The following is a 15,456-nucleotide window of genomic DNA, read 5'->3' as shown; positions in this document are numbered from 1 at the left end:
TACCCCCCAAATCAATATCGAATTCCGGCCAGCGTGGTTAACGGGGCGCTTAAGATCAAGATCAAGATCTAAAGCAAGATCAAGAGCCGCTCAACAAATCCCCAAACGTCCTAGAAGTAATACGGAAACTTCAGGCTAAACGTAAAGTCCGGCGCATCATCCGTCATCCCAATCGCCAGGTTCGGCACAATCGTCAAATTATCCGACGCCGCAATCGTCATCCCCACGTTGAAATACCCAGCGTTCGCATCACTGGACACCACCGACTGCCAGTCCCCGCCATTGGGCTTGAGCCGACTCTTGCGCTGCACCAGGTCCGACACCGAGAACGACATACTCATCTTCTCGTTGAGGGCAAAGGCCACGCCGACGCCGAACTGGAAGCTGTCGCCCAGGCTGACCTTGCCGCCGACTTTCTGGTTGACGTCACTGCTGATGTCATCAAACGAATCTTCGAAGTTGTGGGTGTAGGACAGCGAGCCGAACAACACCGCCGGGTCGAAGGTCTTGACCAGCGAGATCCCCGGCGTGACCGACCAGACACCGTTGCCCGTAGGCAGGCTTTCGGGCACGAACAGGTTGTCGTTGCCGGGTGTATTGATCAGCTTGATACCAAACGGCTCTTTGCCCGTCGGCGCCTTGACCCGCACCGACACCACGGCGTCTGGCAGGTTGGGGGTTTCGTCGAGGAATTTGTACGCCACACCGAAGTTGACGTCGCCGATGGTCGGGTCGCGAGTGACCGAGGCTTCCGAGGTCGCGGTGCCGTTGTTGCCGGCGCCGGCTGACTGGTAGGTGGAGTCGCGGTACACCACGGGCACGTTCACGTCGAACTGCCAGCGGTTATCGAGGTTGTAGCGCCCGGTCAGGTCCAGGGTCCAGTTATCGGACTTGATCCGGTCCAGGTTGATGTTGCCGAGGAAAATCGAGTCCAGCGCCAGGAAGCCGTTAAGGGTCAATTGGCGAGCGTCATATCGGGCATAGGTAATGCCGGTTTCAAAGCTGAACTTGCCATTGCCAAAAAAGCCGCTGGCCTCGTTATAGAGGTTGCTCACACTTTGCGCAGGTGCCGAATCGTCCTTGAGGGACTGGCCATAGGAGCTGCCGCCGCCCCCCGCACCGCCGGACGCTGCAGCGGCCCCCGTGCCCGCGACGGTCGCGCCGCCGGATTTTTGAAAGTCTGCCGGGGACTTGGCCAGGCGCTTGGGCGCCGGTGCCGCTGGTTGATCTTCGACCTGGCGTACCCGTTGTTCCAGTACCGCCAAGGCTTTTTGCTGAACGTCATACCGCTGCTTGAGTTCCAGAAGTTCCTGTTTGAGCGTTTCGATATCGGCATCTGGCGCGGCATACAGAACGGATGCAGGCAAGAGCGTACTTAAACAGACCACCGCACGAAGCGATAACGATCGATGCATGAAATAAGCCGTCCTTTTCTAATGCGTAAGTGTCGAGGGTCAGCGTAGTTCAATAACCGAGGGTGCGTAGGCCTTTGAGTTGGTCCAAATTGCAGTTCAGCGCGCCGTTGTTCAAACCGTTGTTGTTCATCACCACATTGAGCTGGGTCATGTTGTTGACGAAGTTGGTGTTGCCGGTCAAAACCGTGCCTTGCAGCACCGTGCCACTGCCGATCTGCTGCACGCTGTTGCCCTGGTTATGGTTGGCCTGGATCGCCATCTGCAAGCCGCCGTTGTTGGCGGACACACTGACCCGGCCTGCTGCGCTGTCCCCGGTAACCGTGCCACCGGCAACCAGCACTTGCCCCGATTGCACGATGTTGGAAGGTGCAAAGCCATTTTCGACGGTGATGCCCACGTTGTTGTTGGCCGTGTTGCCATCACCTGCGGTGCGCACGCTCTGGGTCACGCCCTGGCCACTGCCCAGGCCCGCGCCGCCCGTGACCGTGCCGGTACCGGTGTTCGGGTTCGTGCCATTGCCGGTCGATCCGGTGGTCTGTACGTAGAATTGCGGGGTGATGGTCGCCGAGTCGACCTGCATGCTGGCCTTGCCGGTGATGGTGTCACCCACAGCGTTGGTCCAGGTGCTGCTCATGACAATGCCGAAGCTGATGATTCGCCCCGGCATCACATAACGGCCGCGCAGGTCGGCCATTTCCGAATCCTTGAGTTCGATGGGTTTGAACCCCGATGAAGCATAAGCGGGCATTGAGGCTGCCAGACACATGACCGTCAGCCAACGGGAAGTGTTCATCTTCTGCTCCTGGAGCGTCCTGCCCCTTATTGCGCTTCTTAGAAGAAGTCGCTCTGGATAAAACCGAAATCCATCAGCTCGGCATCGCCTACGGGCCTGAACTCATTCAACTGGTTCTTGGCGGTCAGCGGCGTAGGCGGGTCGAGCAAGACATTGGCCTTGTCGTAACCCTCGCCCAGCACGGCAAACACGATGCCATTCCAGCCCTTGACGAAATCGTCGTGCGAATAGCGTTTGTGGCCCAGTACCGGGTCGCCTATGTAGACCCAGTCCTTGTCGGCGCGCTGCATCACCACGAAGTGCTTGTAGCCGCGAATTTCCAGCAGCACCACCACAGGGATTTTGATGGTGACCAAGGTGTCGGCCCCTATCTTGTAGCCCCGGGCACGCATGCCGATGCTTTCGAGGTAGCGCTTCATGTCCAGCATGGAAAAGCCCTGGGTACGCACCAGGTCCTGGTCGGCGTTGACCAGCATGCCTTTGATGACGTGATTTTCGTCGACGTCCAGCCAGTAGCCCTGGCGCAGAATGGTGGCGAGTGCCGCAGCACCGCAGCTGAAATCGGTTTTCTGTTCCACCAGGTTGGCGAAGCGGCGTTCGCGGATACTCTCGACCTTCTTGAAGATCACTGCACCGCCAGGCATGGCTGAGATGGCCATGGTGCCTGCCCACGCGGGGCCGGTGAGTAACATCAGGAGGGTGAGGGTCGCGAGGCGCATGATCGACTGACCTGTTGGACACTGGAATAAAAAAGGGCCTTGTTGCAAGGCCCCGTTGGATCAGAAGCGCACGCCACTGGCGCAGACGGTGCAACCTTGACCGATCGACAGGCTGTTGCTGCCTTGGTTGCCGGCGCCGGATTGCAGGTTCACACCCACGTTGCCGGAGTTGCGGTTAACCGAGTTGTCGAGGCTGGAGTTGTTGGACACGTATTGAGCCTTACCGCCATGGCCATAGCCGTGGCTGGTTGCTGCGGTGTTGAGGTAGCTGTTGGCGAGCGAATTTTGCTCGGTGTTGGCGGCCGCAGCGATGTTTTTGCCATCCGCCGTGGTGATTGCCAGGTTGTTTTTGCCTTGGTTGCCTTGACCTGCCTGACCGTTGTAACCCACGTTGCCGGAGTTACCGTTAACCGAGTTGTCCAGGGAGGCGTTGTTTTGGGTGCCTTTGTTGCTGTAGGTGTTCAGCAAGCTGTTTTGATTCACATCGACGACCGCGAATACGGTTGCAAAGTCGCCTTTGGCACTGGAGATCGCGCCGGAGTTGTCTGCCTGGTTACCACTGCCCGACTGAACGTTAACACCGGTATTACCGCTGTTGCCGTTTACCGAGTCATCGGCGGAAGCGTTGTTTTCGGTTTTGGTGTCGTCAAACCGGTTGCCCGCGCTGTTTTGCACATCGGTCACGACAGAGGCAACCACGCCGGTTGGTTGAGGCGCAGGGTGCCAGCCACCACCTGCTTGAGCAGCAGCAGCCATGAGTGCGGCGAGAGCGAAAACCATTGGTTTCAGAGCCATTTGAGGTTTCATGGTGTTTCTCCTTGCTTCTAATTAGTTGGTTAAGTGTTGGTACGGTCTGACTAGTGCTACCAAGCAGTTACTTGATAGTGATGCCTAGGGTGTTAGCCACTCGGTTCCCCACCCCGGCACTCTGGTTCACCTGAATCACTCCTCGGCTGCCTGTGAAGGCCTGGTCGCTGGTGGCGACTTGGCGGCTGCCAGTGGTGGGGGTGAGCCCTGAGTCGGTCAACTGCGTCGTGTTCTGTTGCAACAGGACGCTGTCATCGATGCTTTGCGGGCCAGGGTTGATGCTGATCCGCACGGCGTTGATTGATTGGTTATTGGCCCCGGCCGACTGGTTGATGCCCAGTACGCCGTTGCCGCTGGTGAAAGAGGTGCCCTCGATCGCCGCTTTGGCATTCAGGGACCGGTCGACGCTGCCGTCCAGGCGCTGGATGTTGACGTTGGTGGCTTGGCCACCGAGCGCAATGGCGCGGCTGTTGGACATTTGTTGCTGATTACCGGCCGCCTGGTTGATCGACACCACGCCTTCGTATTGCTGGCCGCTGTTGTTGATCACCGCGGTGTTGTCGGCGAAGGCCGGGGCGCTGGCGAGCAGGGCGAGCACGAGCAGGGAACGGTTCATTACTTGCCCCCCATCATGCTGCCGATGTTATTGAGCGGCGCCATGCCGCGCTGGATCGAATCACTGATCTGCCGCCCATGCTGCTGCCCGCGCCGTGGCCGGCGGCAGCGCCGGCCCCCAGGGTGGACATGCTGTTTTGGGTGGCATGCAGGCCAGTCAGCGTGTTGTTCGTCGGGATAGCGCCGACGATGCTGGAGCCGCTGCTGATTCCGCCGATATCCATATCACTGAGCTCGCCAGTGGCATTGATGATGTCGCGGCTGGGATTGGCATTGGCGGTGGTGGGGTAGGGGTCTTTACCGAAGGCGGCGCGGCCGTACATGTGGGCCTGTACGTTGCGCCCTGTCACGATCACGCCGTCACCTGCAAAGCTGGGAACACTGATGCCGACGCTGAGTACACAGCTGATCAGCAGTACGTTCATCGAACCTTGAGTGAGTGTAATCACGGCGGCATTCCTTATTCTTCGCGCTGACCCTAAACAGCGCTGTAAGGGATAGAGCAGAAGCCGTGCCGCTTTTTATATTGTGTTGTTTTTCAATTGGTTGAAGTTGTTCGAGGGCAAAGTGATGTCAGTGCTGTTTCAGGGCTGATACACCTGCGGCCAGGGCACGCGCGCGCGGCCGTACCACAAACGATTCACCCGGTTGTATCAGCGGTGAAACACTGCACATGACAAATCGATGAATCCGCCCAGTACGGGCGATGCAGAGCAGGCGTGTGTTTCAAAAATGGACACGGCAGGCGTGAAAAAGCCCAGGGGCGTGGCTAAGGCTCAGCCTTTGGGGGATTGGCGCGGGATGGAGTTGAGCACGGGGTTGCCATCCTGGTTCTGGGTCAGGTAGACCGGCAAAACCTTGGGCAGGGACGGGATGAGGTTGTGGACCTCATTGATGTTGTAGATGCCGCCGATACGAATTGCCCCGGTGCTGGCGTCCGCCAGCATCACCGGTTTGTTCAGGTAGCGGTTGATCAATGGCAACGCATCGGCCAGGGCCAGGTTGTCGAGGATCAGCTTGCCCTGGCGCCAGGCCAGGGCGGTATCGTTTGGATTGATCGTCGTTACCCGTGGCGTGGCATCGCCGTGTTGATAGCTGGCCTGCATGCCTGGCGTCAGGGCGACGCTGCCGTGCTGCTGGTCGCTGGCAATCTGTACCGAGCCTTCGAGCAGCATCACGTGCACCTGATCGCCATACTTCCAGACGTTGAACTGGGTGCCCGTCACCCGCACCTGGCCTTCGCCGGCACGCACGATGAACGGATGGGCGCTGTCATGGGTGACCTTGAAAAACGCCTCGCCTTTTTTCAGCGTGACCCGACGCTGGTCTTTGTAATTGCTGTAGACCAACTCGGTGCCCAGGTTCAACTCCACCTGGCTGCCGTCCCCCAGCGTCACCTGGCGTAAACCATTGCTGGCTTCGAAACGTTCGTAGGAGCTGGGCAGCCAGCCCGCTTCCCAACCGGTGAACGCGGCCAAGGGCAGTGCGGCCAGGCAGATCGCAGCGGCGACGGCGTAAGTACGCAGTCGACTGCGAGGTTTGAACGGCACCACGGTGGCGGTAGGTTCGGGGCGGGGCAGGTGGTCGGCGACGTCCCAGATTTCCAGCATCGCCGCGTATTCAAACGCGTGCAGCGGGTGGCTATCGTGCCATTGCGAAAAGGCCTGACGCTCAGCCGGTGTGCAATCACCCGCATGCAGGCGCATGCACCAATGCGCGGCGGCGTCGGTGATGGCGTCATATTCGGCTTCTGAAAGGGACTTTTCGCTCATTAACTCATCCTGATTTCCCACATTCTAACCCCCCAGGGTGGACGGCGAGAACAGCCATCATGGCGATTGCACATCAATTGGAAGCCATTCTCGTTTGGATGCGCCTGAAAATGTTCGCGCACGCTTGCACTGGTGTACGAAAGTGGGCGACAGAACCTTAGTCATTTTGTGCAAACCCGCCGCGCTGCTCAGGCGTCCGCATCCAGTACACGCCCGAGTTCACTGATCAAATAGGTCACGGAGTCGGCATTCGCCAGGATGGTGTCTATGCGCTTGTCACTGTTGCTCATGAATTGCGAGCGGGCGTCCTCCAGCGTTTTGGCTCCAGTGGTCACCAGGACTTTGTCCTTGATAAACGAGGTTGAGTACTCGTTTCCAAAATCCTCCCATTTCTGGGAAAACGCATCCCATGTCTTGAAGAGCATCGACACCGGCGTCGAGACAGACAGCGCATTTTCCCGCAAGTCAGTCAGCTCGGTCTTGAGCAGCCTTGCCCCGCTGATATTGACGTTAATCAGGTCCGTGAACGGTCGCATGGTGTCCAGGTAAGCCAGGTCTTCGGTCAAGGATTTGATGTGGGTTATCTCGTGAATCAGTGTGGTTGCCCGTGCATGGGCCGAGAGGTTGAAGGGCGTCGTCAGGCGGTTTTGATAGATGTCCATGGGCGGGTCGAAGAACCGGTCCAGCAAGTAGATCTTGTGGTCTGGATCATCGGGCAGCACGAAGGCGAAGTTGTTTCGTGGGTCGGTCCGATGGGTGCCGCTGACAAAACGCATGGAGTCCGGACCGATCAGGGTGTGGTTCGTCAGTTCATCGAGTACCTCGTCGACACGCCGCTCGACGCGTTGTAGCTGCTCGGGTGTCAGCGTGACGATGCCGAACAACTCACTGAAAAAGCGTCCGACCCGGCTACCTGCACTGCGTAGCGGCGCAAATTGCACGAGGTTGCGTTTGCAGTTGACTGCATAGTAGGTCGCAACGTTAAGGGCCTCATCAATGCACTGTGCTTTCCAACTGGATAAGGCCGCGATGGCCCGGATGCCCACGGCTTCGATATTGATGACCTCGCGTAGCGCCCTGTTGACGGAAAAGCTGCCGGCGTAACGACTCAGGGTTTTGCCGTAGCGCGGGTGGTGCTGGTCGAGGTCCAGCGTCCACTCGCCCTGAGCATTGCTCTGGATGTACGGGCCCGGCTGACCCGCGTCGCCCAGGCGCCAGTGCGGACCGGCTTTTTTTACCGGGTATACCTTGCCCGCCAGCGGCACGTAGTGGGCGGTGGAACTTTTATTGCTGTAGACGTGGGTCTTCACGCTTTTTTCCAGGTCGACCAAGGCCACCTCGCGCTCTTCAAATGCTTGCAGCTGGGTGCGCCCTGGCGCCGTCAGATCCAGCTCGGCCAGGGTGGCTGGCGCAGGGGGCGGGGCCTGCAACCATTGCTCCAGCGTGGTGGTTTCCTGCACTGGCGGCGGTGGGAACAGCGTATCGAGTGGCTGACGCAGGCTTGCCAATTCCGCCACGCCTGCCACAAAGGCTCTGAGCGCGCCTTGCCAATGGTGCTGTTGCAGCTCCTCTGCGGCGGTCAGGAACAGTTTGTAGCTGCGCCACACCACCAGCGGGTAAGCGAGTTTGCCCGGCAGGAGCTGCAGGATTTTGGGAATACCTTGGGTCAGCAGGCTGGTGATTGCGTCCCACTGGGTCTCGCCCGACGTGGTGAACTGGCGATCCAGCATCTGGAACAGCATCTCGGTATTGTCGTTAAACAATTGGTTCAGCAGGTTGCCCGTGATCGTGGACGCGCCAAGATGGATGTCCGAAGGCCCGGGGCCCCAGCTCTGGCGCAGCAAATTGCGGTACGTGGCTTGAAGCGGCGCCTGCAACTGGCCCACGACCCATTCCTGCAGGGCTCCGGGTGTGGTGAATTCATTGAGGAATGCGGCTTCATTGGCGTACTCCTTCAATAAATGTTTGGCGCTGTAAGGTGCATACAGGACCAAGGGGCCGGAAGCGCCGGCTTTTGGACCGATCAGGTAGCAGCCCAGGGCCTTGGCCTTGACAGCACCAGCAGTGGCGATCAGTTCCAGGGGACGAATGATCGCTGTCACGCCCCTGACGGCGGCACGGGCCAGCCCATCGGGCATATCAAAGACTTGCTGAATGAAGCCCCAGGCCGACGCAGATAAACGCTCATCAAGTTTCAGTTCATGGGCGTATTGCAGGACTTGCCACGGCAGTTGTCGGTAGAACAAGTGCCGGCGCTTACGGGTGTCCTCGCTCTCGCCTTTGAGATGTGTGGTCAGTTGCGCTTGGTAGTGGCTTTTCAAATCGAGCTGTCGCACCAATTGCTCAATGGCGCTGCCGTCCAGTGCGTCGGGGAGTGGGGTTGCGGTACGCGAGCGTGGCCGGATTGTTTCGGCGCGCAAGTCAGGCAAGTGCTTGAGGGCGAAGTCCGTCAGGGTTTGAGTGTTGCCTTCAAGGTCGATACGGCCGGCAATCAAGATGTTGTCAGGGTTGATTGCTTGCCCTGGGAAACGCGCCTCGAGCAGTGTCGTGAGGCTGCTCATCGCGTGTTCGCGCAGGGGCGTGATGCTGTGAAGGTAGTCGCGCTCATCCGGTGCGCTGAGGCGGTACTGTTCGAGCAGCTCCGCGTGCAGGATTTGCTCATCAGGCCGAGCGATGCCCAGCCAGACCGGCAATTCCTGCTGGTGGACCATGGCGCGCGCCATGCCAATGGCCCTGGGCAGGTTGGACGGCGGAGCGCGGCGGATCAACGCGTCCATGCATTCCTGAAAGCGGTGTGCACCCAGATTCATCGAGAGCAGATGGTCGATTTCTTCACGGACGAGGTCGCTGTAGGTGCGTTGGCGATTGTTGAGTACGTGATCATCGATGCGTTGCAGCGGTCCGAGCCGATAGCGTTGGTGCGGCACACGCCTGGACACCGGAAGGTTCTCGATCAGGTACAAACGCTTCAGAGGATCCTGCAAACGTTGCTCCAGTGCGTCGCGCAAGCCCTTGATTGACGTAAATGCCTCAAAGCCATGACGCGGCGTCCACAGCAACGCGGCCCCTGAATGATGGGGGTCGATACCGCCCCGTTCAGTCAGCACGAAGCAGTTGGCCAGGCCTTGGGGCTCGGCGCTGTCGCCCACGTTCAAGGTCAGACCAAAGGCATCCGGCAGAAAACCGTTCAGCCCGTGGCGGTATTCGCGGCTGCGCAGGCTGTCGATGTTGAGCACGCTGGTCAGCAGGTCAAGATTGCCCGGCGACAAGCTCTTGTACAGCCGGCTCAGTTCAGTCTCGCCGCGCAGGCCCTGTAACATCCCGTGGCTGAGGTGCGCCTGATTGTTCTCCAGCTGCAGGTGCGGCAGTTCGCGCAGGTCGTGCTGGGTAAAGGTGCTCATGGCCTGCTCGATCACGGCATTGAAGCTCTCGATTGTCAGGTTGTGCAGTTGGTGGGCGACGCCGTCGCGGCGGGGGCCGTAAAACCAGGTGCGGGGGGAGCCTGCCAGGGCGCCGGCTTTCTGGGCCACGCGCTTGATGAAGTGCGCGACCATGCCTGTAGAAGTCAGCGGCAGTCGCTCCTCACGTTCCTGGGCGGCCGAGGCGTACCTATTGATGAAGACCTCGGCGGCCTTCAGATCGAGCTGATGTTTGATCAACTCCACCTCCAGCGCGTGGCCTGCAAGCTCGCTTAACGTCGTGTACTTGCTGCGCTCCAGGGCCATTGCCTCCTCGATGGCCTGCAAGGTCTGCAGTTGCCGCTTGGCTTTTTCCGCCCGCACGGTGGTGGGGCGGCCATTGCCCTGAGCGACGGGGTGGACGGTCCAGCGTCCGCCGGCATCCAGTCCCAGCAAACGGCTGTCAAGCATGGTGCGCACATCCAGCGCATGGTCCAGCAGCGCCGCCAGGTCGATCTCGCTGGCGCTGCGCCGATAGATCCCCAGCGCGTATGCCAGGTTGTCCAGCTGTTTGGCGACGATGCCTTCGAGCATGTCCTGGAATACGTTGCCGGCCACAGGCCGTCCGGTGACCTGAACCTGGCTCATGCCAATAAACAGGTTGCGTTCATCCAGCGACAGGAAGTTGAGCAGTTCATCCTCATGCCCCGTGGCCTTGAGCATGGCCAGGAGTGTGGCATTGAGGTCGTTGAGGTCCTTGAGCACCTGCAAACCGCGGGTTTGAGTGTAGAGATACGCGTGGCCGTTGCTCATCATCAGGGTGCTGGCCAGCTCGACATAATGTTGATAAGGCGCATGGACCTGCACCTTTTCGACGCGCAGCTGGCTGGAAAACTTGCTCCGGGCGGCCTGGTCCGGCAGGAAAACCGCCTGCAGCGTCTGGTTTTCCTCGGTGGACAGGATTGCGTTCTGGTGCTTGAGCAACAGATCGACGCGAAATTTATCACTCATCGCCTGGGCGAACAGCCGCAGGCGCGACTCGCCGTCCTTGATGTCTTCGTTCCAATAGGTTTGCAGCAGGCTGCTCAGTAACTTCGCAAGAATCCCGCTGGTTTGTTCAACCACGCTGTCCCAGCGTTGCTGGTCCTGGGCCAGTTGCTCCTTCGAAAACGCGCGGGTGTCGTGCTTGATATTGAAAAACGTGTGGGTTTGATCCGTTGGCCAGGCTTGATCGACATAAAACCGCAGCAGCACGTCACGCAGTGGGTCGGAGGCGACCCAGCGACTGTCTTCATCGGCCGACGCGTGGCTGAAGAAATTCACCCGCGTGTCCGCTTGGTTCAAGCCCGGGAAATAGGAGTGGCTCATGATGCCGAGCAACGTGTCCAGCATCCCGTGCAGGCTTGGCAGTTTGCGCAACTCATCGAGCATCATCGCCACGTTTTGCTGTTGGGCCGCGAGGAGGGCGTCATGCTGGTCTTGCATCACCGCGCCCTGGATGATGGCGCTGGTCACGGTCAGGCTCACCGTTATCGGCAGCGCATGACGCTCGCGGATCGCCAGAAATTGCAGTAGATCGATGCGCTGGCTCGATTGCTTGAGGCGCTCCTGTACTTGAGCGAGCAGGTCGACACGACTGTCGAACACTTCCAGCCCACCATAGGGCGTGTAAAGCACGGCTTTGTTATCGTCCGGCGTGGAGCTGATCATGAACGCACCGGCCAGGGTGATGGCGGGGTGGCCTGGGCGGTTGAGCAGCAAGCGTTCCACGCGCATCGGGTGATCGACGACCGTCGAGTTCTGACGTGCCGTGTCAGAGGCGTAGTACAGCGTGTGCAGCCAATCGAGGTCCTTGACCGTAAACCCCAGCGCACGCTCACGTTCCGTGGGGGTTTTGCGCCTTACCGGGCGCAGGAATTCATCGAAAAAGTAGGGCGGGGTGACGTGCGCCATGGTGCGCTCTCCAGCGTGGCGATGAGTGAGCCTTCAAGGTAGGGCCCGCCACATGGCGCCGGGCGGTACATAACTGGGCTGGATCGCAAGCAGCCGTTGACAGCAGGCACGGCAGGCGTTGTTTAATCGACCGTCTGGATTGTTGTTGCCTCTTCCAATTATAAAATCGGAGCTACAGATGTCTGCCCAGTCCCCGATAGTTGAACATGCCACCGCCTTTATCGATTTCAACGACCTGGTGGGGTTGCTGCACGCGGTGTTTATCAAGCACGGCACCTCACCTGAGGTTGCGGCGATCCTGGCGCGCAATTGTGCCAGCGCCGAGCGCGACGGCGCCCATAGCCATGGGATCTTCCGCATCCCCGGTTACCTCAGCACCCTGGCCAGCGGCTGGGTCAACGGCAAGGCGACACCGGTGGTCACCGACGTGGCGTCCGGCTTTGTGCGGGTGGATGCGTGCAACGGGTTTGCCCAGCCAGCCCTGGAAGCGGCCCGAGGGCTGTTGGTCGAGAAGGCGCGCAGTGCAGGCATTGCCCTGATGGCGATTCACAATTCCCATCACTTTGCTGCCTTGTGGCCCGATGTCGAACCCTTCGCCGAAGAGGGCCTGGTGGCGTTGAGCGTGGTCAACAGCATGACCTGCGTGGTGCCCCATGGCGCCGACCGACCGTTGTTCGGCACCAACCCCATTGCCTTTGCCGCGCCGCGTGCCGACGGTGCCCCGATTGTGTTCGACCTGGCCACCAGCGCCATTGCCCACGGTGACGTGCAGATTGCGGCGCGCAAAGGCGAGCGATTACCGCCTGGCATGGGCGTCGATAGCCTCGGCCAACCCACCACTGACCCTAAAGCCGTGCTCGAAGGCGGCGCGTTGCTGCCCTTTGGCGGGCACAAGGGGTCGGCGTTGTCGATGATGGTCGAGCTGCTGGCGGCGGCGTTGACAGGCGGCAATTTTTCCTTTGAATTCAATTGGGCTGATCATCCAGGGGCGCGAACGCCGTGGACCGGTCAATTACTGATCGTGATCGACCCGAGCAAAACTGCTGGGCAAAGCTTTGCCGAGCGCAGCCAGGAACTGGTGCGGCAGATGCATGCGGCGGGGTTGCGCAGGTTGCCGGGGGATCGACGGCATCGCACGCGGGCGAAGTCGTTGGAGGCGGGAATTGAGCTGCAGGCTCAGGATTTGGCGCAATTGCAGGCGTTGCTGATGGACTGAGCAGAGGCTGTCAGGCTGCGTTGGCGGCCCCGCAGAGCGCGGGGTGTCAGCGGGGTGTCAATGTGTCCGCCACGCAGCCTGATGCGCATCCGGCTCGATCAGTTACGACGACCCAGCAACAGGCCCACCACCAAGCCAAAGCCTGCAGAAATCGCCACGGTCTGCCACGGATGGCCACCGATGTAGGTTTCCGTGGCATCCACCACCGGCTTGCTGCGCTCGCGCACGTTGGACACGGAGTCCAGGGCTTGCTTGAGTTTGATTGCGACCTGCTCGCGCAGGGTTTCGCCTTCTTCGCCTACCAGGGCGGCGCTGCTTTTGAGCAGTTTGTCCGACTCTTCGATCAGCGCGGTGAGTTCGCTGAAGGCTTGATCCTTGATTTGGTCTTCGACAGCTTGGGCAGCAGTTTTGCGGGCCATTGTGTGACTCCTTGCGAGTGAATGTGACAGTGAACAATGGAGTATCGCGTGATGGCAAAAGTTGCAGTTTTTTTGCCGTAGCCTGCTCTTGAGCAAAATCCGAATCAGGAAATTTCGACCTACAGTGTAAGATGTCGTCTATTTGTGCAGCAGGTAATTCAACATGAGCTTCAATCTCGCCAACAAGACCCTCGCCGAACGCGCCGAGCTGGAAGATGAAAAGTCCCGCCTCTATGACCTGTGGCAAACCAACCTGGGCAAGGCCAAGGGCGAAGCAGCGCGGTTGTTTGGCGAGCGTGCCAAGCGCAAAGGCAAGTGGGCCGAGTGGGTTCGCGCAGAGCTTGACGGCATGTCGCCGCCGGAGTTTTCCGGCATGGTGCGCAGTGAAGTCAACAAGTTGATGGCGGCCGCGAAGTAAAGCTGGCGGCAATCGCTTCGCGTACTTTGAGCAGCATCGGATCCAACTGCGCCTGGGTGCGCCAGCCCAGTTCCACCGGGTAGCGTGGCAGTGCCAGCGGGCAGGGCAATACGCGCAAGCCGGTCATCTCGGCGATGGCCTGTGCCGCATGCCCCGGAATGGTCGCCACCGCGTCGCTGCCCTTGAGCAAAAACGGCAGCGCGGCAAAGTGGCTGGTCGACGCACACACCTGGCGGCTCAGCCCTTGGGCGGCCAAGCCCTCATCCGTAATGCCGATAAACCCGCCGGACGACACCAGCACATGCTCGCGGGCGACAAATTCGTCCAGGCTGATGCCGGCCTGGTCCGGTGCGAGGCTGCCGGGGTCCACGAGGCAGCGGTAATCACCTTCTGCCAACACCTGCCGACTCAAACGGTTCTGTGCAAAACCGCCGGCGGTGATCGCCAAATCCAGTGTGCGGTCGAGCAGGGCGTTGGCGACGATCTGGCTGTGGGTCTGACGAAAAATCACACGCAGTTTCGGCAAACGTCGGGCGATCTCCTGCATCAGCCGGCGGCCGTAGGCAATTTCAAAGTCATCGGACAGCCCCAGCACCACGGAACGCCCCTGGTAATGCGGATTGTCCGGATTGACCATGGCCAGGCTCTGCCGGCAGCGCTCCAGCGCCTCACTGATCACCGGCTTCAATTGGTTGGCCCGCAGCGTCGGCGCCAGGCCTCGGCCGGTGCGCACGAACAGCGGGTCGCCGTAGACCTCACGCAAGCGGCGCAAGCCCGCGCTGATGGCCGATTGCGTAACCCCCAGGCGCAACGCTGCGCGGCTGGCGCTGGATTCGTCATGCAGGGCTTCGAAGGTTTTCAGCAGGTTCAGGTCGACCTGGGCGATATTCATCTGGCTCATATCATTCAGTGCTGAGGTGGGCTTTATTCATGATCGTGGCTGGCCGGAGAATGGGCAACCCCCCTATTCGGAGTGATCGTGATGCCTGTTTCTACCGTAGCGGCTTTGCAAATTGGCTCATTGCCCGGCGGCAAGGCTCAAACCCTTGAGCAAATCCTCAGCTACGAGGACGAAATCAAACGCAGCGGCGCGCAACTGGTGGTGATGCCCGAGGCGCTGCTCGGCGGTTATCCCAAAGGCGAAGGCTTCGGCACGCAACTGGGCTACCGCCTGCCCGAGGGGCGCGAAGCCTTTGCCCGCTACTTTGCCAACGCCATCGATGTGCCTGGCGTCGAGACCGAGGCGCTGGCCGGCCTGTCGGCGCGCACCGGGGCCAGTTTGGTGCTTGGCGTGATCGAGCGCAGTGGCAGCACCTTGTACTGCACCGTGTTGTACATCGAGCCAACGGGCGGCCTGGTGGCCAAGCACCGCAAACTGATGCCCACCGGCACTGAGCGCTTGATCTGGGGCAAGGGCGATGGCTCGACCTTGCCGGTGGTCGACACGGCAGTCGGGCGGATCGGCGGTGCTGTGTGCTGGGAAAACATGATGCCGCTGCTGCGTACGGCGATGTACGCCAAGGGCGTCGAGGTGTGGTGCGCGCCAACGGTCGACGAGCGCGACATGTGGCAGGTGAGCATGCGCCATGTGGCCCACGAAGGACGCTGTTTTGTGGTGAGTGCGTGCCAGGTGCAAGCGTCCCCCGACGCGTTGGGGCTGGAGATTGCCAACTGGCCTGCGGACCGCCCCTTGATTGCGGGCGGCAGTGTGATTGTCGGCCCCATGGGCGACATTCTCGCGGGGCCGTTGCTGGGTGGCGCGGGATTGTTGACGGCGCAGATCGATACCGATGAGCTGGTGAAGGCGCGGTATGACTATGACGTGGTGGGGCACTATGCGCGCCCGGATGTGTTCGAGCTGACGGTCGATGAACGCGCCAAGCCAGGCGTGCGCTATATCACCGATTGAAACCGGGTCGACATGTGGGAGG

Annotated in this window: 12 protein-coding genes and 1 pseudogene; 3 read left to right on the top strand and 10 right to left on the bottom strand. The window is 60.2% G+C overall.

The window, feature by feature from the left end; genetic code table 11:
- Positions 1-110: 110 nt before the first annotated feature.
- The 8 genes and pseudogenes from IQK56_RS28455 to IQK56_RS28420 all read right to left on the bottom strand — a co-directional run bounded on the left by IQK56_RS28455 (position 111) and on the right by IQK56_RS28420 (position 11,472).
- Positions 111-1,415 (bottom strand): autotransporter outer membrane beta-barrel domain-containing protein, encoded by a 1,305-nt coding sequence (locus IQK56_RS28455; RefSeq protein WP_150762066.1) that lies wholly within the window; start codon positions 1,413-1,415, stop codon positions 111-113.
- Positions 1,416-1,464: 49 nt separating this feature from the next.
- Positions 1,465-2,208 carry a hypothetical protein gene (locus tag IQK56_RS28450; RefSeq protein WP_122308753.1) on the bottom strand — a complete coding sequence of 248 codons (744 nt, stop codon included), beginning with the start codon at positions 2,206-2,208 and terminating at the stop codon, positions 1,465-1,467.
- A gap of 38 nt (positions 2,209-2,246) precedes the next feature.
- Complete coding sequence (locus IQK56_RS28445; protein WP_150675980.1) at positions 2,247-2,927, bottom strand: C39 family peptidase; 681 nt, start codon at positions 2,925-2,927, stop codon at positions 2,247-2,249.
- Between the two features lie 60 nt (positions 2,928-2,987).
- Positions 2,988-3,734, bottom strand: a complete 747-nt coding sequence (locus tag IQK56_RS28440) for a hypothetical protein (RefSeq protein ID WP_122308757.1) — start codon at positions 3,732-3,734, stop codon at positions 2,988-2,990.
- A 67-nt stretch (positions 3,735-3,801) separates the two neighbouring features.
- The gene (locus tag IQK56_RS28435; RefSeq protein WP_193861874.1) at positions 3,802-4,350 is read right to left on the bottom strand and encodes an adhesin; all 549 of its coding nucleotides are present in this window, start codon (positions 4,348-4,350) and stop codon (positions 3,802-3,804) included.
- Positions 4,350-4,798: pseudogene (locus tag IQK56_RS28430) on the bottom strand (hypothetical protein). The gene IQK56_RS28435 and the pseudogene IQK56_RS28430 overlap by 1 nt, the downstream one beginning before the upstream one ends.
- 327 nt (positions 4,799-5,125) lie before the next feature.
- On the bottom strand, positions 5,126-6,121 hold the full coding sequence (locus IQK56_RS28425) for a FecR family protein (RefSeq protein ID WP_193861875.1): 996 nt from the start codon (positions 6,119-6,121) through the stop codon (positions 5,126-5,128).
- A 188-nt stretch (positions 6,122-6,309) separates the two neighbouring features.
- Positions 6,310-11,472, bottom strand: coding sequence for a dermonecrotic toxin domain-containing protein (locus tag IQK56_RS28420; RefSeq protein WP_193901910.1), 5,163 nt, complete (start codon positions 11,470-11,472; stop codon positions 6,310-6,312).
- Between the two features lie 178 nt (positions 11,473-11,650).
- On the opposite strand from IQK56_RS28420, the gene IQK56_RS28415 reads away from it, so the two are divergent.
- Positions 11,651-12,688, top strand: a complete 1,038-nt coding sequence (locus IQK56_RS28415; RefSeq protein ID WP_122308767.1) for an Ldh family oxidoreductase — start codon at positions 11,651-11,653, stop codon at positions 12,686-12,688.
- Between the two features lie 98 nt (positions 12,689-12,786).
- Here IQK56_RS28415 and IQK56_RS28410 read toward each other — a convergent pair whose 3' ends face one another.
- On the bottom strand, positions 12,787-13,107 hold the full coding sequence (locus IQK56_RS28410; RefSeq protein ID WP_032887039.1) for an ElaB/YgaM/YqjD family protein: 321 nt from the start codon (positions 13,105-13,107) through the stop codon (positions 12,787-12,789).
- Positions 13,108-13,270: 163 nt separating this feature from the next.
- Between IQK56_RS28410 and IQK56_RS28405 the strand changes: the two genes are divergently transcribed.
- A complete protein-coding gene (locus tag IQK56_RS28405; RefSeq protein WP_099585223.1) occupies positions 13,271-13,525 on the top strand; it encodes a hypothetical protein in 255 nt (84 codons plus the stop codon).
- Here IQK56_RS28405 and IQK56_RS28400 read toward each other — a convergent pair.
- On the bottom strand, positions 13,497-14,417 hold the full coding sequence (locus IQK56_RS28400; protein ID WP_193861876.1) for a LysR family transcriptional regulator: 921 nt from the start codon (positions 14,415-14,417) through the stop codon (positions 13,497-13,499). The two genes, IQK56_RS28405 and IQK56_RS28400, sit on opposite strands and share 29 nt — an antisense overlap.
- 90 nt (positions 14,418-14,507) lie before the next feature.
- Here IQK56_RS28400 and IQK56_RS28395 point away from each other — a divergent pair, with 90 nt between their 5' ends.
- Positions 14,508-15,434 carry a carbon-nitrogen hydrolase family protein gene (locus IQK56_RS28395; protein ID WP_150675983.1) on the top strand — a complete coding sequence of 309 codons (927 nt, stop codon included), beginning with the start codon at positions 14,508-14,510 and terminating at the stop codon, positions 15,432-15,434.
- Positions 15,435-15,456: the final 22 nt, after the last annotated feature.

The sequence above is a fragment of the Pseudomonas cyclaminis genome, from assembly GCF_015163715.1.
In the GTDB taxonomy this organism is placed as follows: domain Bacteria; phylum Pseudomonadota; class Gammaproteobacteria; order Pseudomonadales; family Pseudomonadaceae; genus Aquipseudomonas; species Aquipseudomonas cyclaminis.
The sequence above is the reverse complement of the archived record's forward strand: the minus strand, read 5'-3'. Positions and strand labels throughout refer to the sequence as shown.

Bases quoted from the DNA above. Each gene is read 5' to 3' on its own strand.
- IQK56_RS28455 (WP_150762066.1), bottom strand. From the start codon at position 1,415: ATGCATCGATCGTTATCGCTTCGTGCGGTGGTCTGTTTAAGTACGCTC.
- IQK56_RS28450 (WP_122308753.1), bottom strand. From the start codon at position 2,208: ATGAACACTTCCCGTTGGCTGACGGTCATGTGTCTGGCAGCCTCAATG.
- IQK56_RS28445 (WP_150675980.1), bottom strand. From the start codon at position 2,927: ATGCGCCTCGCGACCCTCACCCTCCTGATGTTACTCACCGGCCCCGCG.
- IQK56_RS28440 (WP_122308757.1), bottom strand. From the start codon at position 3,734: ATGAAACCTCAAATGGCTCTGAAACCAATGGTTTTCGCTCTCGCCGCA.
- IQK56_RS28435 (WP_193861874.1), bottom strand. From the start codon at position 4,350: ATGAACCGTTCCCTGCTCGTGCTCGCCCTGCTCGCCAGCGCCCCGGCC.
- IQK56_RS28425 (WP_193861875.1), bottom strand. From the start codon at position 6,121: ATGAGCGAAAAGTCCCTTTCAGAAGCCGAATATGACGCCATCACCGAC.
- IQK56_RS28420 (WP_193901910.1), bottom strand. From the start codon at position 11,472: ATGGCGCACGTCACCCCGCCCTACTTTTTCGATGAATTCCTGCGCCCG.
- IQK56_RS28415 (WP_122308767.1), top strand. From the start codon at position 11,651: ATGTCTGCCCAGTCCCCGATAGTTGAACATGCCACCGCCTTTATCGAT.
- IQK56_RS28410 (WP_032887039.1), bottom strand. From the start codon at position 13,107: ATGGCCCGCAAAACTGCTGCCCAAGCTGTCGAAGACCAAATCAAGGAT.
- IQK56_RS28405 (WP_099585223.1), top strand. From the start codon at position 13,271: ATGAGCTTCAATCTCGCCAACAAGACCCTCGCCGAACGCGCCGAGCTG.
- IQK56_RS28400 (WP_193861876.1), bottom strand. From the start codon at position 14,417: ATGAATATCGCCCAGGTCGACCTGAACCTGCTGAAAACCTTCGAAGCC.
- IQK56_RS28395 (WP_150675983.1), top strand. From the start codon at position 14,508: ATGCCTGTTTCTACCGTAGCGGCTTTGCAAATTGGCTCATTGCCCGGC.